General features: G+C 43.8%; 14 protein-coding genes. 3 read left to right on the top strand and 11 right to left on the bottom strand.

The genetic code is table 11. The features are described from left to right. Positions 1 to 4: 4 nt before the first annotated feature. A complete protein-coding gene (locus IPJ02_08895) occupies positions 5 to 397 on the bottom strand; it encodes a hypothetical protein (protein MBK7375655.1) in 393 nt (130 codons plus the stop codon). A 549-nt stretch (positions 398 to 946) separates the two neighbouring features. On the opposite strand from IPJ02_08895, the gene IPJ02_08900 reads away from it, so the two are divergent. From IPJ02_08900 to IPJ02_08910, 3 genes are all read left to right on the top strand, one after another. Further along, positions 947 to 5,683 (top strand): T9SS type A sorting domain-containing protein, encoded by a 4,737-nt coding sequence (locus IPJ02_08900; protein ID MBK7375656.1) that lies wholly within the window; start codon positions 947 to 949, stop codon positions 5,681 to 5,683. A gap of 607 nt (positions 5,684 to 6,290) precedes the next feature. Further along, a complete protein-coding gene (locus tag IPJ02_08905) occupies positions 6,291 to 7,451 on the top strand; it encodes a hypothetical protein (GenBank protein ID MBK7375657.1) in 1,161 nt (386 codons plus the stop codon). Positions 7,452 to 7,471: 20 nt separating this feature from the next. Beyond that, positions 7,472 to 8,929: a T9SS type A sorting domain-containing protein gene (locus tag IPJ02_08910; protein ID MBK7375658.1), complete on the top strand. Its 1,458-nt coding sequence runs from the start codon at positions 7,472 to 7,474 to the stop codon at positions 8,927 to 8,929. A 107-nt stretch (positions 8,930 to 9,036) separates the two neighbouring features. On the opposite strand, the gene IPJ02_08915 is transcribed toward IPJ02_08910, so the two are convergent. The 10 genes from IPJ02_08915 to IPJ02_08960 form a co-directional block, all read right to left on the bottom strand. Then, on the bottom strand, positions 9,037 to 10,428 hold the full coding sequence (locus tag IPJ02_08915) for an undecaprenyl-phosphate glucose phosphotransferase (GenBank protein MBK7375659.1): 1,392 nt from the start codon (positions 10,426 to 10,428) through the stop codon (positions 9,037 to 9,039). A gap of 77 nt (positions 10,429 to 10,505) precedes the next feature. Beyond that, the gene (gene wecB, locus IPJ02_08920) at positions 10,506 to 11,618 is read right to left on the bottom strand and encodes a UDP-N-acetylglucosamine 2-epimerase (non-hydrolyzing) (protein MBK7375660.1); all 1,113 of its coding nucleotides are present in this window, start codon (positions 11,616 to 11,618) and stop codon (positions 10,506 to 10,508) included. Positions 11,619 to 11,680: 62 nt separating this feature from the next. Next, entirely contained in the window at positions 11,681 to 12,430 is a 750-nt protein-coding gene (locus IPJ02_08925; GenBank protein ID MBK7375661.1) for a WecB/TagA/CpsF family glycosyltransferase, read from the bottom strand. Further along, a complete protein-coding gene (locus IPJ02_08930; protein ID MBK7375662.1) occupies positions 12,408 to 13,595 on the bottom strand; it encodes a delta-aminolevulinic acid dehydratase in 1,188 nt (395 codons plus the stop codon). The genes IPJ02_08925 and IPJ02_08930 overlap by 23 nt, the downstream gene beginning before the upstream one ends. Before the next feature lie 75 nt (positions 13,596 to 13,670). Next, complete coding sequence (locus tag IPJ02_08935; GenBank protein ID MBK7375663.1) at positions 13,671 to 15,827, bottom strand: bi-domain-containing oxidoreductase; 2,157 nt, start codon at positions 15,825 to 15,827, stop codon at positions 13,671 to 13,673. Between the two features lie 204 nt (positions 15,828 to 16,031). Beyond that, the gene (locus IPJ02_08940) at positions 16,032 to 16,934 is read right to left on the bottom strand and encodes a hypothetical protein (GenBank protein ID MBK7375664.1); all 903 of its coding nucleotides are present in this window, start codon (positions 16,932 to 16,934) and stop codon (positions 16,032 to 16,034) included. Positions 16,935 to 16,992: 58 nt separating this feature from the next. Next, positions 16,993 to 18,432 carry an MBOAT family protein gene (locus tag IPJ02_08945; protein MBK7375665.1) on the bottom strand — a complete coding sequence of 480 codons (1,440 nt, stop codon included), beginning with the start codon at positions 18,430 to 18,432 and terminating at the stop codon, positions 16,993 to 16,995. 6 nt (positions 18,433 to 18,438) lie between these two features. Next, positions 18,439 to 18,678 carry an acyl carrier protein gene (locus IPJ02_08950; protein ID MBK7375666.1) on the bottom strand — a complete coding sequence of 80 codons (240 nt, stop codon included), beginning with the start codon at positions 18,676 to 18,678 and terminating at the stop codon, positions 18,439 to 18,441. Between the two features lie 4 nt (positions 18,679 to 18,682). Continuing rightward, positions 18,683 to 19,348 carry a hypothetical protein gene (locus tag IPJ02_08955; protein MBK7375667.1) on the bottom strand — a complete coding sequence of 222 codons (666 nt, stop codon included), beginning with the start codon at positions 19,346 to 19,348 and terminating at the stop codon, positions 18,683 to 18,685. 63 nt (positions 19,349 to 19,411) lie between these two features. Beyond that, on the bottom strand, positions 19,412 to 19,657 hold the full coding sequence (locus tag IPJ02_08960; protein MBK7375668.1) for an acyl carrier protein: 246 nt from the start codon (positions 19,655 to 19,657) through the stop codon (positions 19,412 to 19,414). Between the last annotated feature and the right edge of the window lie 19 nt (positions 19,658 to 19,676).

The following is a 19,676-nucleotide window of genomic DNA, read 5'->3' on the forward strand; positions in this document are numbered from 1 at the left end:
TTTATCAGGTTAAAGAAAATAATGCACATTGCCGTGCCTCTGTTACAGAAATAACCCACCCAAGGAGGATTTGTATATTGTAGTTGTTGAAATCATTTTGAATTTTTTTATCCAGCAATTCCGCAACAGCATTTTTATCGGACGCGGATATTGATTTCCCGGCATCGTCTGTCAGAAGTACCTGTTCCAGTTTTACTTTTTCACTTTCCTGCGGCACCAGTTTCCGGTATTGAATTCCTATATCCCGGATCGTCTTTTCTTCGCAAAAATTACCCAGTTCCGCAGGCATTACCAGGGGATGGTAGTTCTTCTTCCCATTGCTGTAATACCTGATAACAGGAACGGATGCGACAACCAACGCAGCGGTTGTGGTTACTAAAAAAGTTCTTCTTTTCATGGAGGTCAGCAGTGTTGTTTACTGTTTGGATTTTTAGTGAGGAAACCCTGGGGTTTCAATTCACTTCAAAACAGAATTATGTTATTTTTATTGTATTTGTAAATTAAAAATAGAGAAATAAAATTAAACGGATATCCATGCAAATTTCATTGGCCAAAACTTGTTTGGGATTTGTCATGGGCATTCATTTATTTATTGCCTGACTTGCCTGTTGTTTTATAAATAAATCATTAAAATTTATCAACATCTGTGGATTACTAATCACCCAAAATTACAAAATCATGACAGGGGATTTTCACATATGTTTGTTTCCACACATTTATACATTTTTCAAATATTCATATAAGAAATACGGGTATTTTTAGGTCCGCGGTAGTATTTCGGCTACCAAATGCTGAAAAACCTAGCACTATTTTTGCAAAAAAGCAATCCAGTGAACAGGATGAGTAGTTTTATTTTGTTTGCATTTACAACGTACCATGGATCAGATACTAAATGCGTAAATACAGCGTTAATAATAGTTATACATCCAATAAATCTTGATATTCTATGAAAGTATTTTTACTGGCATTATCGCTATTCTTTTATAGCCTTACACAAGCCGCCACTTATTACATCAGCCCTACGGGCAATGATGCCACCGGTACCGGGACCCTTGCCAATCCCTGGAGAACATTGTTCAAAGCAACCTCCACCGTTACAGCAGCCGGTAACACCATCCATGTACTGCCGGGTACTTACACCGAAACCCAGGAATCGAACCTGGCTGTAGGCGTCAGCCTTGAAGGAGAAGGGATCGCCAACTCCATCATACTCAGTAATATTACCGGACAGTGGACAACCCTGTTAAACCTTAGTTCGGGCTGGGATACCAACGGTAACCAGACCATTTCCGGCATTACGTTCAACGGGCAGTATGTTTCAGAAGCCAACTATAAAACCTGGTGGGGCATACATGTAAGCGGTCGCAGTAATGTAATTATTCACGATTGCCGGATCATAAATTTTTATGACCGGGGCGTTAATTTTGACGGCAACACGGTTTTTAATCCACTTACGGACCCTGGGCATTACGCCACCGGAAATAAATTTTACAACAACACCATGTTGAATACTGCCCGTTGCACCAATGGTTATGGTGCCGGACAGCTTAATATCGGTGGACAGATCGGAATGGAGATCTACAACAATACCATGATCCAGGACCAGCGGGTGAACTTCAAGAACGGATGGCCTATCAAATACTGGGAGAATGGCTGGCTGAAAGGAGTAAAGATTTACAACAACACCCTCAAGAAAGCCTATTACCAGGGAACCTATCCCGGCGAGAACGGTGACTGGGATTTTGCCATTGAATTGTTTAACATAAGCGGACTGGAAATTGCCAACAACCAGATCCAGGGTTGTATCGACCTTAATTACAACTACAAAGGCACGTACAATTTTTGTGCATGGATCCATCACAATGTGCTTGATCACCCGACAGTAAATACAAATTTTGAGAGCGGGATCATCCTGGAATTTGCAACAGAATCCGTCATCATTGAAGACAACATCATTAACAACAGTTCCACCGGCATACAGTTTAACACCCGGGGACCCGGTAACAGCGGTGGGTACAACTATCCGCCTCCAACCGGCGGGTACAGCGCCCTTACCAATAACATCATCCGCCGTAACCTGTTCAGCAATATTTACAGGGGCAATGGCACCGGCATCGGTATCTTCAGCGAAGGCACCAACGACCCGTATATAAACGGCCTTTACATATACAACAATACCATTGTGGCCAAGCCTGGAAATGAGCCCTGGTGGGGGATCGATTTCTCCTCGCAGGATAACGGGAACTGCAGCAATATCCATATCCGGAACAACATCTTCACCGGATTTGCAGGTGCCTGGATCGTGGGTACGGCCGGCGCCGGAAATACCAATATCAATGGCATGACACTTACCCACAACAATGGGTTTGGGAATGGCAATAACAATACACCCTCCTGGCCCGGTGGTAACCCGGCTAATTATGTTTACAATAATAATTTAGCGGTCAATCCTTTATTTGTCGGCAGCGGTTATTATACTTTACAGGCTGCATCACCCTGTATTGATGCCGGTGTAAATATCGGTTTGCCTTATAATGGAACTGCCCCGGATATGGGCTATGCAGAATATGCATCTGCTTCTAATATTCCGCCAACTGCCAATGCAGGACCTGATCAGACAATCACATTGCCTACTAATTCTGTAACGCTTTCAGGCAGCGGCACCGATCCGGATGGTACGGTTACAGCATACCTCTGGACAAAGATCGCCGGGCCGGCTGCCGGTACAATCACAAGTCCGACCACTGCCGGTACAACTGTTACCGGCCTGGTGCAAGGCACATATCGTTTTGAACTAAGGGTTACCGATAACGCAGGTGCTTTTGGAAGAGACACCATGCAGGTTACCGTGAATGCCTCTTCCAATATTCCGCCTACTGCCAATGCAGGGCCGGATCAAACAATTACTTTACCTACTAATGCTGTTACACTGGCAGGCAGCGGTACTGACCCGGATGGTACGGTTACAGCTTACCTGTGGACGAAGATCGCCGGGCCGGCTGCCGGTACGATCACAAGTCCGGCTACTGCCGGAACAACTGTTACCGGCCTGGTGCAAGGCACATATCGTTTTGAGCTGAGGGTTACGGATAATGGCGGGGCATTTGGAAGAGATACCATGCAGGTTACTGTTAATGCTTCTTCTAATATTCCACCTGTTGCCAACGCAGGTGCTGACCAAACCATTACTTTACCTACAAACACTGTTACACTTTTTGGTAATGGGGTAGATCCTGATGGTACCATCACCGCTTATTTATGGACCAAGATCGCCGGGCCGGCTGCCGGTACGATCACAACCCCAAACGCAGCCTCAACCACTGTTACCGGTTTGGTACAGGGTGTTTACAGGTTTGAATTAAGGGTTACGGATAATGCAGGTGCCTTCGGCAGGGATACCGTTCAGGTAACCGTAAATGCTGCTATTCCGAATAATCCGCCCACAGCTAATGCCGGGCCAAATCAAACCATTACATTACCAACAAACTTCGTTATATTATCCGGCAGTGGTACGGATACGGATGGAACCATTGCAGGTTATTTATGGACCAAGATCTCCGGGCCGGCTGCAGGTACCATTACAAACCCAACAACGGCTGCTACTTCGGTTACAGGATTGACGCAGGGTGTTTACCAGTTTGAATTACGGGTTACGGATAATGGCGGGGCATCGGGAAGGGATACCGTACAGGTTACTGTTAATCCTTCCGCATCAAACATTCCGCCAACAGCCAATGCAGGAGCCAATCAAACCATCACCTTACCTGCCACATCTGTTATATTATCCGGCAGCGGTACGGATCCGGATGGTATCATCGTAGCTTACCTGTGGACCAAAGTTTCAGGTCCTGCTGCAGGAACGATCACCAACCCGAACGTGGCCGCCACTTCGGTTACCGGACTTGTGGTTGGAACATATCAATTTGAATTACGAGTTACTGATAACGGAGGCGCATCTGGCAGAGATACTGTCCAGGTTACAGTAAATCCAGGCGCTACCAACACACCTCCCACTGCGAATGCAGGACCAGATCAAACGATCGCTTTACCGACAAACGCTGTCATATTATCCGGAAGCGGAACAGATCCGGATGGTACTGTTGTCGCTTATTTATGGACCAAGATCGCCGGGCCTGCTGCCGGTGCAATTACCAATCCTAACGTGGCCGCCACTGCAGTGACCGGCATGGTAGCCGGTACATACCGATTTGAATTACGCGTTACAGATAATAACGGCGCATTCGGAAGGGACACCATGCAGGTGATCGTGAATGCTACACCTAATACTCCGCCAACTGCCAACGCAGGGCCAGATCAAACCATAACGTTACCAACTAATTCTGTTATCCTTTCCGGAAGCGGAACAGATCCGAATGGTACTGTTACGGCTTATCTATGGACCAAGATCTCCGGGCCGGCTGCAGGCACAATTACCAACCCGAACGTGGCAGCCACTTCCGTAACAGGACTTGTGGTTGGTACGTATCAATTTGAATTAAGGGTTACAGATAATAATGGTGCATTCGGAAGAGACACCATGCGGGTCATTGTTAATCCCGGCGCAACCAACACACCTCCATCTGCCAATGCCGGACCAGATCAGACCATTGTATTACCGAATAGCACGGTTATTTTATCCGGCAGCGGTATAGATCCGGATGGAACCATCACGGCATACCTGTGGACGCAGGTCTCAGGCCCTGCTGCTGCAACCATCACCAATCCCAACACAGCCGCCACTTCTGTTACAGGTCTTGTTCAGGGTGTTTATCTGTTTGAATTGAGGGTTACCGACAACAGCGGTGCTTTTGGAAGGGATACCGTGCGGGTGACCGTTAACCCAACTGCCGCAAATATGCCCCCTTCGGCTAATGCCGGACCAGATCAGACAATTGATCTGCCAAACAATACGATCATCCTGTCCGGAAGCGGTACAGATCCGGATGGAACCGTTGTGGCTTATTTGTGGACCAGGATCTCCGGCCCTGCTGCAACCATCACCAACCCGGCGACCTCTGCCACTTCTGTAACAGGACTTGTTCTGGGCATTTACCAATTTGAATTAAGGGTTACGGATAACAACGGAGCGGTTGGAAGGGATACCGTACTGATCACTGTTAATGCCGCTAACATACCTCCTGCTGCAAATGCAGGACCTGACCAGGTACTTACGCTGCCAACTAATAATGGCACGTTATCGGGCAGTGGTACGGATACGGATGGAACCATTGCAGGATATGAATGGCAGCAATTATCCGGCCCATCCAACAATGTACTTTCCTCAACAAATACAGCAACAACATCAATCAACAACCTGGTTGAAGGTGTTTATGTTTTTGAATTGACTGTTACAGATAACAAGGGTGCAACCGGTAAAGACATAGTAACTGTGCTGGTAGCTTCTGCCCCGTCTCAGCAAACAGGTATAAATGATGCCAATGTTTATCCAAACCCGGTGGTTGATTTTGCCACCCTGGATATAAAAAGAATAAATGCGAATTCTAAACCAACCATCATTATTGCTGATATGTCAGGCAAATTGGTTTATGCAAAAGAACTGAATTCGACCCAGCAGAACTTTACCGAAAAATTAGATCTGCGGATCCTGCGCAAAGGCATGTATGTTGCCCTGGTGCAATTCACAAACGGAGAAAGAAGATCTTTCAAATTGATCAAGCAATGATCCGTTTCAATTAATAAAATTAAAAGGGAATGATGATCATTCCCTTTTTAATTTAGTTTGACATATAAAGCAATAACAGGTACTCTTTAAACTTTTTATGACGGATTTGTATCCCCCTGTCAGTGATGCCACTATATTATTTATATAGTGTATTAAATCTGGTTGCTGTACCGGCAATTCCTTTTTTTGATCCATCTACGCTTTAACCTCATTATAATTGACTTTCAATACTTTAACTTAAAAATAGGTCGATTTTATTATATATTTCTTTTGATTCATAAAATTTCTTGCTACTTTCCCTGCCGCATATTTTGTATTCTATATTATTCATTATATATTTACTTCCGGAATCTAATACCTCCCAAAGTAAACTGCGACGATTCAATCCTTTATGTATTAATCTAGTGCTCTAATACCTATGTTTTCCGCTAAAGGAAATTCAATAATTGCCTATAACCTATAGTTCAATTTAGATAACTCTGTAAATCGCTTTATCATGCTAAGAAGTTTACGACTAGCAATTCCTGTCTTATTATTGTTTAGTCTTCCTGCCCGTTCTCAGGTCATATATTCTGTACAGGCACACCAGGACGACTGGCAACTATTTATGTCAAGCCGGATTGTAAATGATGCAAACAACGGTGCAGCAAAACTCGTTTTTATAACCCTGACAGCCGGCGACCAGGGTTGCTCGGGTTGCCAATACTATTTAAACAGGGAAACGGGAAGTGTTTATTCTACTAAATTCCTGTCTGACATTACTTCTGTTACAGCCCCGGCAGATCTGCCGGCATTACAAAACGTAACGGTTAACGGAAAGTCTCTTGTAAAATATACCTACAAGAATACAGTTAATTATTTTTTCCGCCTGCCTGATGGGAATACCAATGGAGCCGGTTACCCTTCAACAGGAAGTCAAAGCCTGCAGCGATTACAAACAGGAGCTATCCCCAACATGAGTGTATTGGGACATACAAGCGCAGAAGCCTCATACACATTTACCTGGTCCAGCTTAATTGCCACGATCCGGACAATTATCTATAGCGAAAGAATACCGGGAGCACAGGCGTGGCTGCATTCAACAAGCCTGAATGCGGCTTATAATCCCGGCGACCACTCTGATCATCTATATTCAGCAACTGCCGCACAGGCAGCAGTTCCCACATCCGGCTCAGCACCAACAGGTGGATTTGGCTGGGTGGGTATAACTGAATTCATGAATTATGCCTCTTCAGTACAGCCTGCCAACCTGGACTCGGTTCAGCATGAGAATGCTGCGATCATTTTTGGCCTGGAATCATGGGCAATAAGTGAAGGGGAATATGCCAATGAGTATAACTCCGTTCACTTAGGTTGGGTCCCGATGGATTATTATACCGTTAAACGTTTCCCTACCATTAATGCGCCCGCTTTCGCAAACCCGGGCGGAGGAAGCAGTGATCCGGGCCCGGTCATCGGCTTACAATCACAACAAAACCAGGGATCATCTGCATTGATCAAAATACCAATGATCGTGTCTGTTACCGGTCCCATTATAGCCGGGAAAGTGATAAAAGCCATTATCAGCCCTTACGAACCCGGTCAGCTTATTGCATCCGTTTATGATGAATCCGGAAATAAGGTAATGGCTGACCTTACCTTAAAAGCAATGAACCGTGATCCCCTGACAGCGATCTTACCTGAACCCTTAAAAGCAAAAGGTAATTATGTGTTGCGGTTTGTCCTGAACAATAAATACACGGAAAGTCTTAAAATCACAGTTGACTAACAGAAATAACTGATCACAAAATGAAAAAGATATTTTTACTTATAGTAAGCGCAATAACAGCAAATTCACTTTTCGCACAAGGAGTAACCTACTATGTACAGGCTGACCAGGATGACTGGCAGTTGTTCATGGCGCAGAAGGTTACGGCGGACCTGGCCGACGGAAAGAAAGTGGTTTTCATCACCCTTACGGCGGGAGATGCGGGAAATGGAAGCAGTGCGTATGGCGGAGCTTCGGTTCCCTATTTTTCATCCAGGGAAAGAGGAGCAATCTATTCCACCAAATTGGTTGGTGATATGATCAATGCGCCCATACCACCATTTAATAATACCTATCCGTTGCCTACCCTGGGATATGCCAGCATCAATGGAAAGAATATTGCAAAATATTACTTTGGTAATCCCAGCGGCCCCGGGGCCCTTGTAAATTATTTTTTACGGCTTCCCGACGGTGGTCCTGCAGGTGCAGGTTATGCCGGGACAGGGAATAAATCATTGAAAAAACTGAAAGAGGGAACGATCCCCAATATGACATCGGTGGACGGTGCGAATACGTATACCTGGACAGAACTCGTGAATATGATCACGGCAATAATTTTCGCTGAAAGTGGAACTGGCACACAGGCATGGTTAAATACTTCCAACCTGAATACCGCTTTATACCCGGATATCTCGGACCACGTTTTTTCATCTACTGCCGCACAGGAAGCTGTTGCCTCACATTGGGCAATAGGGATTAATGAATTTGTAATGGATTATTCCTCCAATTCGTCAGCCAATCTTTCTACCGAAGACTACCAGATTGCAATTCAGCTTTTCGGGATCTATAACTGGAGTTTACTGAGAGACCGGTATTCCTCTCAACTGAACAGCACTACCAGGGCCTGGTTCCCCATGGAGCTTTATACAGAAAAACGTGCGCCGGTTGGTGTACTGCCTGTAGCCCTGTCGGATCTAACCGGTACCCTTAAAGGGAACAGCATATTGCTTGAATGGACTACTTCACAGGAAGTGAACAGCAAAGAATTCCAGGTTGAAAAATCATACGATGGGATGCTGTACCAGAAAATAGCTACCATAGCAGCTTCCGGGAACAGCACTTCCGCAAAAAAATATAATTTCCTGGATAAGGATGTTGCCGAACTGAATTACTACAGGCTGAATATGGTAGACCAGGATGGTTCTTTTAAACGCAGCAATGTAGTACTTGTTAAATACTCCGGTATTGTGCAGGATGTTTTTGCAACGACTAATCCGTTCAGGGATTATGTCGGACTTCGTTTTGCAAAGGCTCCCAAAGGGGAACTGTCATACCGGTTAATTGACCTGTCCGGAAAACAGGTGACTTCCGGAAAATTGTACAATCCATTCTCTTCCATGGCGAGGATCAACTTAAATACAGTACTGAGCAGGGGAATGTACTTGTTGCAGGTAGAAACGGAGGGAAAACAATACAGCATCAAATTACTGAAGGAATAAACAAGGATCACCAGGTATCAAATGCTTTGACCGGTAACTTTAATCAAGTCTGCCGGTTTTTTATTGCCCGTTGCTGGGATACAGGATGTTTTGCATTTGCCGTTCTCTTAAAAGGCATTTTTATTCCCTCTTAAAACATGATAGATCGTTAAGAAAAGGATTTGTATATCCAGCCACAGGCTCCAGTTCTCCAGGTACCATAGATCTTTATTCACCCGCATCTTGATTTGTTCGGGGTTCGTTATTTCACCCCGGTAACCGTTTATTTGTGCCCATCCCGTTATTCCCGGCTTTAAAAACTGCCTGATCATATAATCCTCCACCACTTTTGAATAATCGGTAGTATGTTTCAGCATATGTGGCCTTGGTCCTACCAGGCTCATTTCGCCTTTAAATACATTGATGAACTGGGGAAATTCATCCAGGCTGGTTTTCCGGATGAACCTTCCTATGGCTGTCACCCTCGAGTCGTTCTTTGTTGCCTGCTTTGTATCCGCCTCCTTATTGGATCGCATGCTCCGGAATTTGAGGCATTTGAAGCTTGATTTGTTTTTCCCGGTGCGCAATTGTGAAAAGAAAACAGGGCCCCTGGATTCCAGCATGATCAAAAGTCCCAGTATCGGTATCAGCCATGACAGGATGAATACAATAACCAATGTACTCACCACCAGGTCCAACGCCCTTTTTTTGATACGGTTACCCACATCATCCAATGGCTCGCTGCGAAGGGAAAGTATAGGAAGGTCACCAAAATATTCTATATGCACATCCCGGGTGATAAATACGGAAAGGTTGGGAACGATTTTAAACCGGATACATTCTTTTTCTGACTGAAACATCAGCTCATAGATGTCTTTATTCTGTTCCGGCGTTATGGTGGAGAAGATCTCGTTGATTTTCATTTCTTTGGCAACACGCAAGGTATTCTCAATACCCGTAAGGACCGGGTAGTGCGTAAGCTCATGCACATTCCCTTCATTTTCCACATACCCGATCAACTGCGTATTAATTCCGTCTTCCTCAAAATACTTTGCCAGCTTTTTGGCAGTATCATTATATCCAAGGATGAGAACTTTCTTGAAAATATGATCGCTTTTTTTATAGTAGTTCCTTATCCCAAGGTATAAGAACCGGTTTAAAAGCAATCCCAGGCCAAAGCTGATGAAGATTGAAAAAATAAACAGCCTGGAAATATTTACCTCGAAAGAAAAGAACAGGTAAACCAACACAAAGATTATCCAGAGCAAATATACCTGGATGGTTCTTTTGGTGAAGAATTCAAAGCTTAAAATGATCTTCCCCGCATAGGTTCTCAGCAGGAAAGAAGGTACGATCCAGAAAATATTTGAAACAACCCAGAAATTAAAATAAGCGCCCGCCGTGTTGGATGAGAGGTGTGTTTTAAATATGACCTGGCAGATAAAAAATATAGTATTTAATATCAGCAGGTCCAGTAAAACCAATGTTATCTGCAAGTATCGTTCAAACTGCCGGTTCATTCCATGAGATTTTTAAACTACGTACCCGAATTTTTATTTTCAGAAGATTTTTCCGGTATCTTTTTCTTACCGTTCTTTCAGGCGCCGACCAATGTTTTCACTTTGTATATGGAGCATAACACATCAACTATTCTTTCAGAGGTCTTTCCATCCCAATAAGGCGGGATTACACCTTTCTTCCATTCGCCATCTATGATCTTTTTCAAACAGGGTTTCAGCTTGCTGATATCGTCTCCAATTAATTCATTGGTGCCAAGGGTCACCGTTTCGGGTCTTTCTGTTGAATTCCGCAAAGTCAGGCATGGTACATGCAGCACCGTTGCCTCTTCTGTAATTCCGCCGGAGTCTGTTATTATTCCCTTGGCATTTTTTACAAGGTAAATAAATTCAAGATACCCCTGGGGATCGATCATGATCATTTTATCATCCCTGATCTTAAACTTATCTATAATCTGTCGTGTGCGTGGATGCACCGGAAAAATTACCGGGAAATCCATGGATGCTTCGTCGATTGCAGCAATAATGGATGCGAGCTTTTGCGGGTCATCAACATTGGAAGGACGATGGAGGGTTACTAAAAAATATTCTTTCCTTTTAAGTTCAAAAGCATCCCAAAAAGCAGGTTTTTTCAAACGGTCTTCATTTTGAAAAAGAGTGTCGATCATGGTGTTTCCAACAAAATGGATGCTGTTATCCGGTGCCCCGTTCTTTTTCAACTGCCGGTTGGCCTGCTCGCTTGTTGTAAAATAGTAATCGCAAAGGGCGTCTGTAACAATCCGGTTTATTTCTTCGGGCATGGTCATGTCCCCTGACCGTATTCCGGCTTCTACATGGGCCACATCCACACAAAGTTTTTTTGCAGTAATGGTACATGCCATGGTAGAAGTTACATCGCCTACAACCAAAACAAGGTCGGGCCTGTTGGCCACTAATTCCTGCTCAAACTTTACCATAATGCCGGCTGTCTGCTCTGCCTGTGTACCCCCCCCGCATTCCAGGTTTGTATCCGGCTCCGGGATACCCAACTGTTCGAAAAAATCCCCACTCATTTTTTTATCATAATGCTGCCCGGTATGAACCAGGCGGTATTGAATATCCTTCCCTTCCGACTGGGCGGATTTGATGGCCCGGATTATGGGGGCGATCTTCATAAAATTTGGTCGGGCGCCGGCAATTAAAGTTATGTTCATTTTATTTAATAAATTTCTTCAGATATTATTAATGTTAATGCTTTAACGCATTAAGAAAGTATTTATTTTATCCGAAAAATTTGTTTTGTCTTTTCTTTTATTACTAAGTAAATAAACTCCGAATTTCCAAACAAATAACGCTTCCACATCCGCCGGGGCTCCTGCATTACCCGGTAAAACCATTCCAGGCCGGTTTTCTGCATCCACATGGGGGCTCTTTTAACAAGCCCCGATACCACATCAAAACTCCCCCCCACACCCATGATAAAAGGGGTCTGAATGATCTCCTTATACGTATTTAAAAATATCTCCTTTTTGGGGGAGCTCATGGCCACAAAAAGAATACTTGCCCCGGAACCGGCAATTTGCTTAGCTACATTTTGTTCTTCCTCTTTTGTAAAATACCCGTTGCGGTAGCCGGCAACGATGTTATTCCCATATTCCGCTGTATATATTTCCGCCACTTTTTTTACAACCTCCTCCCTGGCACCCAAAAAGAAAATACGGTATTTTTTCTCGGCCGCCAGTTTTACCAGGTTTGCCATTATATCTATACCCGCCACCCGCTCGGGCAAAGGTCTTCCTAAAAATCGTGAAGCCCAAACGATGGCTTGTCCGTCTGCATTGATGATATCACAACTGACAATAGACTCTTTTAAAGCGGTATCCTTTTGTGCATTCACCACTTTAGCGGCATTAATGACCACATGATGAATTGGCTTCCGCCTGGTTATTGCATCATCGATCAACCCGATGGTCTCCCGCATGGTAAGTGAATCAACCGGGATATCACAAATAGTTACTCTTTTCATTGTTTTCGGATTTAATGTACGTGGTAAGGGCATAAAACATCCACGATTGTGCCCAACGTATGTAGGGTATCTTTGATGAAAAATACTTATTGACCTGGTAATAAAAAAAACCCTCCCCGGATTGCATGTTCTTGATTGTCCAGTCAAGTACTTTATCCATTATTTTTTTATGCGCATGAAATTTCCCGAGTTTGGCCAGCGTGATGATCAGCTGGGCCGGTGCATGAATGTCTATCGGGTAAGTAGAGTTACTGTAATACCTGGGAATACCGTCTTCTGTAAAAAACGTATTTATATAGTACTGAAATCCCTGGTCTACGTTTTTTTGATAGTCGTTATTCCCGGTAAACCTCATGTAATCATGAATACACTCCAGGTTATACCCTGTGTGAAAATTATCGATCCATTGATGGAAAGGCAATGTACCATATCCCCATGATCCATCCTGTTTCTGGTAAGAACAGCAAAAGCTTACCGATCTTTTTGCCGCATCTGCCAGCGCCGTTTCTTTCGTGATACTGTAAACACGGCTCATCAGCCGGCTCCCCAACAAGGAGGCATTGAAGACAACGCTTTTATCCACCGGCGAATAGGAAAAAGCAAAGTTGCCGTCACTGTCATATGTCCTGTTCAGGTCTTTTAAAATGAAATCGCAGGTGCTTCGTGCAGTTTTGAGCAGTTTTTCATCTTTTGTGATATGATATGCATCAAGCAGGGCATTGGCGATAAAAGCAGTAGCCACTACCGTAGGGGTGTGTTTGGGCTGGAAAAAAGCCCGTGCCTGCCAGTCGAAGTTATATCCCCAACAGGCACCGCTATATCCTTCACTCTTTAATTCAAGTATCCGTGCTGTAAGAAAACTGATCTTATTTTTATAGTCTTCCCGTGGTTCATGATCGTACAGGTTGCAATACCCGGCCAGGAATAAACCAAGTCCCTTCGGGTTATACTCCTTTTTTATTCCGGTAAGCGACCGCAGGTTCATGGGAGACCGCTTGAAAAACTGTATCCATGCCAGACGGAAGAACCTGTTCCTGGAAATAAACGGTAAAGATTGAAAAAAGCGGCTGTTCAGCCCGTCATAAGGATCGTAGCCTTTAAAACCCTCAGATTCACAATATCTCTGAAGTTTGTTTAATGATTCTATGACGGCGGTACTGTTCAATGTGGTCGGGTTTGATAATATTACAATGCATCGGGTTTTACCTTAAATGCTTTATCAATAATGAACGCCTATACTTTACATGTCCGTTAATTCAATGCTTTGCGGCATTCCGGTATAGAGGCTGTCGTGTATTTTAAAGGTCGTTAATGTTGTCAGGCAAATTGACCTGAAATCAATCGGGCTGTCATTCCCGGATTTAAGGGCATTGATGAATGCTTCCACTTCTTCTTTATGCCCTTTGCCGGACGATTTCAGCTTCGTTGCTTTTCCGTTCTTATAAATCAGTCCCTCCCTGAAATCATTGATCACGCCGATCTTTGATCCGCTAAAGACCTCGATCAGTTCTTTGGGCATTGCTTTATCGCCATTGGCAAGGTAGGTGAGATTGCCTACGGAACCGTTCTGGAATTTCACTACAATTGAAATATTATCTGCCGCCGTGATCTTGTCGTTCGTGGTACTGATACACTCCGCATATACTTTTACAGGGTCAGAGCCGGTGAAATACTGCATGAGATCAATAAAATGGCACATTTCGCCAATGATCCTTCCCCCGCCGGTATCCTTTTGCTGCACCCAGTTGTCTTTGGGTATAAACCCGGCATTGACCCGGATATTGATAACCATGGGTTCGCCGGTATTCATAAGCGCATTTTTGATGCCGGCGCTTACCGGGGCAAACCGCCTGTTAAATCCAACCATCAGGGGCTGCGTATGCGTTCTCCGGGTTTCAATGATCTGGTCCAGTTCCTGGCTATTCATCGCAAGCGGCTTCTCCACAAAAACATTTTTGCCTGCTTTTAATGCCTGCATTGCCAGGCCCGCATGGGATGAATGCGGGGTGGCGATAAACACCGTATTCACCTTTTCATTCTTCAGTACATCGTTCGCATCGGAAGAACAAAAATTAAATCCGAATTTATCTGCTGCGTTCTTGGCTGTTATGCCACGGGAAGTAACCACGCCATCGAGTGAAGCCCCGGTTGGTTTGATGTTTGGTATGAGGTAGCTTTGGGCAAAACTTCCTGCCCCTATGAATGCAGTATTAATGGCAGAAAGCGGTTTGTTTGAAACTGCAACCAGTGACCTTGATTTTGTTTCATTCGCCGGGTATTTAAGCAGGATACCAATATGATGCTCCTTTATTTTCCCCAGGATGATGTCGTAGGCTTTCTCCGCATCATCAATATCCACTACATGGGTCGTTAATGGTTTCAGGTTAATGCTTTTACGGGCGATCAGGCCAAGAAAACTCTCCATATTCCGTTGTTCCGTCCAGCGTACATAGGCATACGGATAATCCTGACCATTTTCTTCATAATCGGTATCATACCTGCCCGGTCCATAGGAACATGACATCCGGATATCAAGTTCTTTCCTGTAATAAAACGGATCCCTTGGTACATTCATGGGCACTCCTCCCACTACAACTACCTTTCCTTTTTTCCTGGCCAGTTCGCCTGCCAGTTCGATCGGATCGTTTGATTGAGTGGCTGCTGTTATGATAACGGTGTCAAAACCGTGGCCATTTGTAAAATTATCGCAGGCTGTTTTCAGGTTTGCATCATTTCTCAAAACTGCCTTATCGGCCGAATGTTCATTTGCAATGGAAACAAAGGATTCGGAAAGATCGGTCCCAAAAACGGAACAGCCGTTTGCACGAAGCAACTGGCAGGTTATTTGCCCGAGCAGGCCAAGGCCAATAACGCATACTTTTTCTCCAATACCGGCTTCTGCCTGCCGGACTCCCTGCATGGCAATAGCACCGAGTGTTGTAAATGCTGCGTCATCCAGGCCCACTTCATCGGGTACCTTAACCACAAGGTTCTGCGGAACGGCAACAACCTCTGCATGCGACGCATAATCAACTCCGGCACATGCAACCCTGTCGCCTGGCCTGAACATGCCTTTGGTGTCCATGCTTGACAAAACAACGCCACTTGTACTGTAACCCATTGCCTTTAACGAATCCAGTTTGGTTTTTACCTTACTGATCGTGGCCATCAGCCCTTCCTTTTTTATGTTTTGCATTACCTGGGCAACAAGATCAGGCCGTTGCCTTGCCTTATTAAGCAGGTTTGCCTGCGCTACTTTTACTGTTCCCCTTTCTGTGCCGGCACTGATGAGTGAAAAATTGTTTTCCACCAATACCATCCCTTCCGAAAGTGCGGGCAATGGAACATCATCTACATATAGCTCTCCTGTCTTGAAATTTTGAATTACCTGTTTCATTATTATTTGTCCGTTTTGGAAAGGGCTCTGGTGACCGCTTTTTTGAGGTTTAAAGTTAGTTTAGTTGAATTTGAAAATTATGAACCAATGAGGTTAACATATTATTACGGGTTTCTAACGCAGAATCTGCATCATTATTATATAAAATTCTTATATGGCCTTTATTTTTTATAATCCCGGGTATTTTAAGGTCTTTTACTGATATCAGTTCCTGGGTTGCGGGGTAAACTTTGAGAACCGGGCAAATTCCGGCTTATTCAGGATCATTTCCCGTATCATCAACCGCGAAACAGAGTCGATGCTATGAAGCGGGTCCAGGAAATTATTTTTCTCCCCCGTAATAGCATTCGGCCAGTTAAAATCGTACAGGTCGCCAAATGATCTTATGTCTTCCAGGAATTTTTCGTATTCCTCCCCCAGCTTAAACTGGTTGATCTTATCCTGCAGTTCCGTATGTGCAGGAGAAATAAAAAACACCAGTTTGATGTTATTCTTCACACAGTGGTCGGAAATCCTTTTAAGTTCGTTATAATAATTTTTAGGGTAAGAATAGTTTCCCAGGAACCGGTCCTCCTGGGCCAGTTCATATTTCCAGAATTCTTCTCTTGAAAATGGCGGAGGCTCATACTCAACACGTTGTTTGAACAGTTCTGACTTTAAGATCAGCATGGTGTTCTCCAATGTAAACTTATTCATCAGGTACAGCGGTTTTGAGTTTTTCACTTCAATGGCCGCCGATACCCTGTCCTTGAGCAAGGTGCCGCTATATCCTTCTATTCCTATACCAATATAGACCGTATCGAGTTTGTTTCTTGAGCTTAGGTCCCAGAATATTTTAATTACGTCCTGTAATGACCCGGCGCCGGCTGCCAGGTTGATGACCTTCTTCCCATTTACTTCCTCAAAGAACTCTGCATTTAATCTTTGTGCACGGGAATCGCCCAGCACAATTACCGGGGTTGGATCCCGCTCGTATTCAATAAGCCGGTACAGGTATGTGTTCTTTTTCCGGGCCAGGGCATTTTTTAATTCCAGCAACTCTTTATCTTTTTCCGGAGAAAAATAATTGAACGGGTCAATCATGACCTCCAGGGCGATGAGGATCATAAAGGGTGAGATGAAAATCAATATTTTTTTAATAAACTGCAACATGTGTCATTCTGCTTTAAAACTGGAAATAAACGAACTGTTCCCCGCTGAACACCCCTAAATAAAAGATCAGGAATATCACGCAATAGTAAGCAAGCCACCGGACCGTATTGTTCTTATGATTAAATAAAAGAATGCGCCCGGGGTAATATTCTTCCATAAAATCCTTGATGAACAGGATCGAAAATGCTATAAAGCCATACAGCATGGTATCGCCATCTTTGTACGGCAAATGAAACGAATCGGTTACAATTCTTTTAAATATCTGAAGTACTTCAGCAACCGTTGCTGCATCACCGCCAAAACTTAATGAAAAGGCGAATAACAGGTATGTGAAGACACAACCCAGCATGATATACCACCATCTTTTCTTTAAACGGAACCTGTCCTCAAAAGCATCTTTCCGTTTCCTGGTAAGCATTTCAAAACTCAAGGCAACTCCCTGTATGCCGCCCCACACCAGGAAATTTAGTGCAGCCCCATGCCATGCCCCGGAAATAATAAAGGTCAGATTCAGGGCAATGACAATACCCCACACTCCATATTTTCTGAAACCAAAAGACAATGGGGTATACACATAATCAGTAAGCCATTTTATCAATGAGATGTGCCAGCGCCTCCAGAATTCCGACATCGTTGTTGCAAAGAATGGGCGGTTGAAATTTGGTATCACATTAACACCCATCACTTTTGCACAGCCGATCGCAATCAGCGAATAGCCCCCCAGATCGCCATATACCCGTATGGGTTGCATCAACGTTGCCAAAAGCAATGAAGAACCAACATGCTGATCGGTATTTTTAAACACGGCATCAATGTATATGCTGATCCGGTCAGCCAATGCAAGCTTCATGAAATATCCCCAAAGCATCAGTTGCAGGCCGCTAACAACCATCTCGTAGCTGAACCGGAGTTTTCCTTTGAACTGGTGAAACATATTTGATGCCCGCTCGATAGGACCCGACATCACAACCGGGAAAAAAGAAAGGAATAAGGCCACTATCCCAAAATTCTTTTCTGCCTCTATTTCTTCATTATACACATCTATTATATAGCCCAAGGCCATAAACGTGTAAAAAGATATGCCTACCGGCAACAGAAGGCTTATATGCGGAAGAGACAAATGCAATCCTGCATAGTTGAGCAGCCCAAAAATACCCTCGTTCACAAAATTGAAATATTTAAAGAAAAAAAGCGGCAGCAGGATCAATACGATTGCAGCAATAAGCAATAGCCTTTTACCTCTGTCCGACGTTGCTTTGGCAATTAAATTGGTGAAAAGATAAGTGGTTATGGTAACCCCGGCAAGCAGCAGTGCATAGACCGGTTTGATATTGATATAAAAATAATAGCTTGCGATCAGCAAAAATACTCCCCTGAATTTTTGAGGAAGCAAAAAATACAGGATCAGCACCGCCGGGAAAAAAACCAGAAAATTGAACGAAGTAAAAACCATTACATTTTAAAATTTAGAGCTGATGATGGCAACCATATCACCCACGTTTGCCATTTTATTCAGGTCCTTCAGTTTAAATTTTATGGAGAACTCATTTTCCACTTCCGAAATAAGCAGCATATGCGATAAGGAATCCCAGTTCTCAACATCCAGGGCACTTAGTTCATCCGTGATCACCAACGAATTATCAGAGAACACTTTCCTGAAAACCGGGGTCAACCTGTTAACAATTTCTTCTTTTTCCATTTTGTTAGTTTTTAAATTCTTTTTCCATTACCAACTTTTCATTATAGGGCAGGTAATCAAATATTTCTTCATCAGCTGATTTATACGACTTAGCAATCCTAAAGCCGTGTCGCAACAGTATTTTGATTGAAAAAACACTGTTTTTAAATATCTGGCATTGCACTTTTCCCAGTCCCGGGTATTGTGCACGGGCATTTTCTTCAATCCGGTGCATCAAGTCAGCATCAAGCCCTTTACCCAGGTGTTCATTCAGAATATGAAAGTATTCCAGTTGAAGCGTCATGGGCTCCCGTTCTATCAAAACATCCTGTACAATATGCGCCTTTGTTCTCAGGTACCGGACACTTTCTTCTCCGAATGTATAACTGATTAAATTCGATTTTAGTATTTTAGAAGGCAACGCCCCATTAAGGCCTTCAATCCATGCACCGGAACCTGAAATGGGCCTGCCTTCAAACTCTGTAATAATAAAACTGCTCAGCGATAGTTCACATCCTTCTGTTTCTTCTTCCAGCATCAGCATTATAAGGTCTTTTACCTCTGCCTCTGTTTTATTAAACAACGTTGCGAAACTTAACCGGTCGGACATACCTTTTTCAGACGCAATAACCACATCTGCTAAAAAGGGTATATCGTTAACTATTGCTTTCCTGATCAGGTATTCACTCATATATCAATTTTACTGGCTTACCGAATGGCTGCTGCTGGGATCAGCCATTTGGTTTTTTACCCACTAGCTTTTCACTTTCTGTTCAATCAAGTCAACCAGGTTTTTCACATTCTCAAGTTTACCCAGCTCTTTCAGTTTGAACCTCACTGAAAATACTTTCTCCACTTCGCCGATCATCAACATATGTGTTAAAGAATCCCAGTTGGCAACTTCATTTGCTGTCAGATCATCACGTAATATTATTGCATCATCGTTAAAAACATTCCTGAAAATTGCCGCCAGCTTTTCGGTAATTAACGTTCTTTCCATAATTAATATTGATCCTGGT

The organism is Chitinophagaceae bacterium, from assembly GCA_016710165.1.
Lineage (GTDB): Bacteria > Bacteroidota > Bacteroidia > Chitinophagales > Chitinophagaceae > Ferruginibacter.